General features: G+C 31.7%; 5 protein-coding genes and 1 pseudogene. All 6 read right to left on the bottom strand.

Features of this window, described 5'->3' with window-relative positions; genetic code table 11:
• Positions 1-74 precede the first annotated feature (74 nt).
• Positions 75-305, bottom strand: a pseudogene (locus Q0649_RS20340) (ATP-binding protein); the annotation flags it as partial.
• Between the two features lie 99 nt (positions 306-404).
• Positions 405-1,421, bottom strand: a complete 1,017-nt coding sequence (locus Q0649_RS20335) for a tyrosine-type recombinase/integrase (RefSeq protein WP_298846154.1) — start codon at positions 1,419-1,421, stop codon at positions 405-407.
• Positions 1,411-2,400 carry a tyrosine-type recombinase/integrase gene (locus tag Q0649_RS20330; RefSeq protein ID WP_298846151.1) on the bottom strand — a complete coding sequence of 330 codons (990 nt, stop codon included), beginning with the start codon at positions 2,398-2,400 and terminating at the stop codon, positions 1,411-1,413. Before Q0649_RS20330 ends, Q0649_RS20335 begins: the two co-directional genes overlap by 11 nt.
• Entirely contained in the window at positions 2,390-3,613 is a 1,224-nt protein-coding gene (locus Q0649_RS20325; protein ID WP_298846149.1) for a site-specific integrase, read from the bottom strand. The genes Q0649_RS20330 and Q0649_RS20325 overlap by 11 nt, the downstream gene beginning before the upstream one ends.
• Before the next feature lie 105 nt (positions 3,614-3,718).
• Positions 3,719-4,282, bottom strand: a complete 564-nt coding sequence (locus Q0649_RS20320) for an ATP-binding protein (protein ID WP_298846146.1) — start codon at positions 4,280-4,282, stop codon at positions 3,719-3,721.
• Between the two features lie 2 nt (positions 4,283-4,284).
• On the bottom strand, positions 4,285-4,722 hold the full coding sequence (locus Q0649_RS20315; RefSeq protein ID WP_298846144.1) for a hypothetical protein: 438 nt from the start codon (positions 4,720-4,722) through the stop codon (positions 4,285-4,287).
• Positions 4,723-4,864: the final 142 nt, after the last annotated feature.

Below are 4,864 nucleotides of genomic sequence, written 5' to 3'. Positions count from 1 at the left end.
TGTAAATGGCAAGTACTTTCCATGAAATTTAGGAAAATAATTTCCTTGAATAAATCCCAGTTAATAATTAACATTTAAGATAATGATTGTCTATGTTCTAATCTATAACTTTTGCCAGTAATGTTGAAAAGTTCACATTTATAAGTCAGTCTATCTAATATTGCAGTTGTTAAAGCAGGGTCACCTAGTAATTCATTCCAGTCTTCAAATCCTTTATTTGATGTGATAATTATAGATGTCTGCTCGTAGAGCTCTGATACAAGTTTAAAAAATAGATTGGCTTCATCACGTGTTATAGGGAGATACCCGACTTCGTCTTATGAGAAGTTAAATATTATGTGAAGTTGTATGCTAAATTACTGATTCTCCTAAGGATTGCCAACATTCAACTTCACATAAAAATATTAAATTATTGTCTTCAACCAATCAAGCAAATCCTGTTTTGCTTTCTTTGAATATTTCTCATCTGGTAATAAACTCGGACTTGCCTGTTCAATAGCCTTACGTTTTACCTCAGGGTTTGATTTTGCATAAATCTCCGTAGTAGTCACAGATGCATGCCCCAAAAAATCTCTAATATAAATCAAATTAACGTTTCTTTCTAAGAGATGCATTGCCTTACTTCTTCTCAATACATGAGGTGTTACTTTTTGAGGGAATAAATCAGAATGATTTTTTCTTGCTATCTCTACATATTTGTTTAAAATATAGGATATGCCTGCTCTTGTTAGTTTTTTATTCCCCTTATTATAAAATAATGGTTTATTAATACATGATTCAATCAACAAATTATTTTCTACCATATAACATTTTATTATATTCATAGTTTGAGGCATTAAAGGTATAATACGGGTTTTATTGCCCTTGCCAGTTAATTGAATTGTTGCTGGAATTTTTATTCGAATATTACAAATAACTAAATCAGCCACTTCTTGTACTCTTGCACCAGTATCATACAGTAAAGCAAGAACTGCTAAATCCCTGCGCTCATGTTTTGATTTTATATCAGGTGAAGCTAAAAGTTCTTTAATAGCATCTACTGATAAGTAGTTCATTCCTGGCGATGGTGTTTTCTTTGAACGAATTGATAGAGTATCATTGCACGTTTCCATGTATTCTGGTGCCTCAATCTGAACATATCTAAAGAAAGAGTGTAAAGCAGCTAGTCTCTGATTTCTAGTTGAAATAGAGGACTTCATTTTAATTTCTAACCAAATTAAAAAATCAATAATAAAATTTTTACTAATTATAGTGAAATTAAGTTTTTCTGGATTTATGCCCAATATATCTTTGCTATACCTAAGAAAAATAATAAATGTATCTCGATAAGACTTAATTGTATTATCGCTGTAACCGCTTTGCAGTGGCATGTACTTTAAAAAGTATGATGACAAATATGTAGCAAAATCATTACTCTTCAACAAATGTCACCTCCGGAAAAACACTTTCATATAAAGGACTCATTGAATTAATAATCCCAGCATAGGCTTCTTGTGTAAGTCTTAGATAGCCTTCTGTACTTTCTATTCCACGATGCCCTAAATAAGTGCTTAAGACTGGAAGTGCACAATAAATATCCTGTCCATCAGCCACCATTTTTTCTAGTGCATGGACTGAAAAAGTATGTCGTAAGTCATGAACTCGAGGTCCAACAGATCCATCAGTAAAAATATTTGCTTCCTTCATAAACTGTTTTAATTTAACATAAACTGGGTTGCGATTATATTTTCCTCGATCCCTTGAAGGATAAAAATAGCCTGTGCTATTCATATCTAACCCCATTTTTATAACATATATCTTACAGTAATCAGTTAACGATTTTGACATAGGAACAAGTCTACTGGTATTTAGCTTTGCTTTTGTAACTGTAAGTATTCCATTCTCTACGTCAACATCTGAGTTCTTTAAACATAAAGCTTCATTAATACGCAATCCACAGCAATACAGCATCCGAAAAAGCATAGGATATATCAAGTGATAATGAACGCTCCATGGAGTAGCTGCTAAATTATCTACAACTTTTAGAATCCTATTAATTTCATCACGGGTAAATATATATGGAGTAAACTTTTTAACTATAGGTATTAACTCTTTAGGATGGACAAAAAACACATAACCAGTATTATTCATAAATATTGCGAATTGGCGTATCAAGCTCATTCTCGTATGTTGTGTTTTTGCTGACTCATTACCACGTCTTGCAGTATAGTCTTCAGCCATTTCTTTTGTTAAGAAAGGAATACCTATGGAATATTTCTTAAAAAAATCATCCATATATCGTAGGCTATAAAGGGATGATTCCCCAAATTTATAGCCAAGACTTCTTTTATAATCTACATAAAGGTAACAAGAATCTCCGTATGGACCATTAAAAATAAACTGTTTTTCTTTATCTTTCATCTGGCACCTCTAAAGCTACTGAACGTAGCTGTTCAATATCAATACGTAAGTATAATCTTGTAGTATTTGTATTTACATGTCCAAGGATACCTGTAATAATAGGAAGTGGAGTATTATGTCTTAAAAGATTACTTGCCATGCTATGTCTCATAGAATGGAGCCCATGTTTTCGGTTATCAATAGAAATAGCTGCCGCTTTCATATATTTATTAAGAGTCTCAAAGAACACATTGCCTGTAGTAAATGGAATAAATGGTGCTCTATGACGAACAAAAATAAAATTAGAATCTGAATTTGGACGGCTGTTCTTTATATAATCTAGAAGAGCATATTTTAGATTTTCTAATAGTGGCAACTGGAGAGAATTTTTGGTTTTCTCTTGAATAAATTCTATTGCATCAATGTTCCATTTAATGCTGTTGAATCGAAGATTCCTAATGTCACCAGCGCGCAGTCCAAGTTGAACAGCTAAAAGAATAATAATATAATCTCTACGCCCAATAACGGTGTCTCTATTTATGCAATTCAATATTTTATGCATTTCATCCGATGAATAATATGAGGGAATCCTTTCAAATTTGTTTGAAAATATAACAGGAAATAGTTTATTAATCCGCTCGATTGTATAGCCACTTGAATAAAGAAAAGTTAAAAAATCACGAAGTGTAAATAGAATTCCTGATTTAGTTGCTTGTGAATATGAAGATAAGGTATGAATATATAGTAAAACATGCTTAGAAGTCAGCTCATTAATACACTTTACTTGTTGTTTGGATATAAAAGATAAAAAGTTGATTAGAATTATTCTTTTTCCTTGTATTGTTCTTTCACTTAATTGTATGTCATGCTGTAACTGAATATATTCTTCTAAAACAGAATTGAATTGGGAGGGTGATTCTTTACCTTTTGGTTGATGACATTTGTAAAATTTATTATGATTAATGAATTCATATAAAACTTTAACTGTACGAACAGAGTGTACCTCAGAAGCTTTAAGCTTCATATCTGCTCTTATTCCATAATGACTCTCTAAAAATTTATAGCCCAGCTTTAATGAAAATGTATCTACATTATTATGGTTTGCATATTGTAGGAGATGCTTCCATTTAAGTGTGTAATGCAGTTTTGTTCCTTCTGAATAGTTTAATTCATTCAAATGTTGTGTAGCTTCCTTAATTAAATCCACTAACGAAATTACAGTAGGGTTACTCATAAATTACCTCCAATTTTAATAAATATATTTTAACACTACTATAGCACTACATTATTATGTAAAGTTAAAAACAAAGAAACTGTTGTATTTTAAGGGCTTTAGTTCTTAACTTTGCATAATATTTAACTTCTCATAAGACGAATTATGTGAAGCTTTACATAATTCGTCGATAATAACAAGTTCTGAGGAATGAATTTTATTTGCTTTGCTCTTACTTTTCCTTGATATATCAGAGGTCTTTAGCGCGTACATTAGATGATCCATCGTAGTGTACGTAACTCTATAGCCCATCTCAATAGCTTTGTATCCTAGAGCAACTGAGATGTGAGTTTTACCAACGCCTGGCGGCCCCAAAAAAATCAAATTGAAGATGTCGTCTATCCAATCCATATCAAGTAGTCTGTTAATTTTTTTCTTGGAAATTGATTTTTGAAAATCAAAATCAAAATTATCCAAAGTCTTTAGAGATGGGAAACAGGCATTCTTTAAACGTATCTCCTGTGCCCTTTTTTCTTTAGTCTTTATTTCTCCTTCAAGCACTGTTTCCAAAAATTCTTGATAAGAGCAATCCTTAAGCTCCGCATCCTTTATTAATTCCTCTACACACTGGCATAGATTATAAAGCTTAAGTGTTTGTCCATGTTGCTTTAAATCCTCTATTTTGCCCATTTTTATCCCTCCATTGCCTGTTTGTATTCATTGGTGTCTCTGACCTGTGTCTTAATATTTCTATACTTTTTAGGGATAGGATTAATTTGAGGCTGTTTAACATTTTCATAAGTCTTTTGTTTATCCTTTATAAATAATATTGTGTCATTAAAAAGGGTAGCACTGAATAAATTTCGTTTAATACAGTAATCCAAAGAGTCACTTATTATTGCTGCGGAAGTAGCTGCAACGGATTTTTTAATAACACTTAGTTGATCCTTCATATACCTGGGTTTTAGCTCTTTTATACTGTTTAAAAACTGTATTGAATTGTTACCACCGCCAAGCAGAATTAAAACTTCATTATACATATCTTCAAGCTTTGTATCCCTCTCTCTTTCGGGATGAGTTATCTTTATCAGCTTGCCTTTTTCTTTGTTTAATTTATGTTTTGTAATCAATATTTTTGTTTCTATATCAGTGATTAGTACTAAATCACTGTCTACTTCTAGGTTAACCCTTTTACCTGGTGAGTACGTACCTTTAGGAACCCCTATGTGTTAAGATAGTTGTCGTAAAGGGAATTATAGTATACTATACAGT

It is taken from the genome of uncultured Clostridium sp. (genome assembly GCF_937920395.1).
Classification (GTDB): domain Bacteria; phylum Bacillota; class Clostridia; order Clostridiales; family Clostridiaceae; genus Clostridium_AD.
The sequence above is the reverse complement of the archived record's forward strand: the minus strand, read 5'-3'. Positions and strand labels throughout refer to the sequence as shown.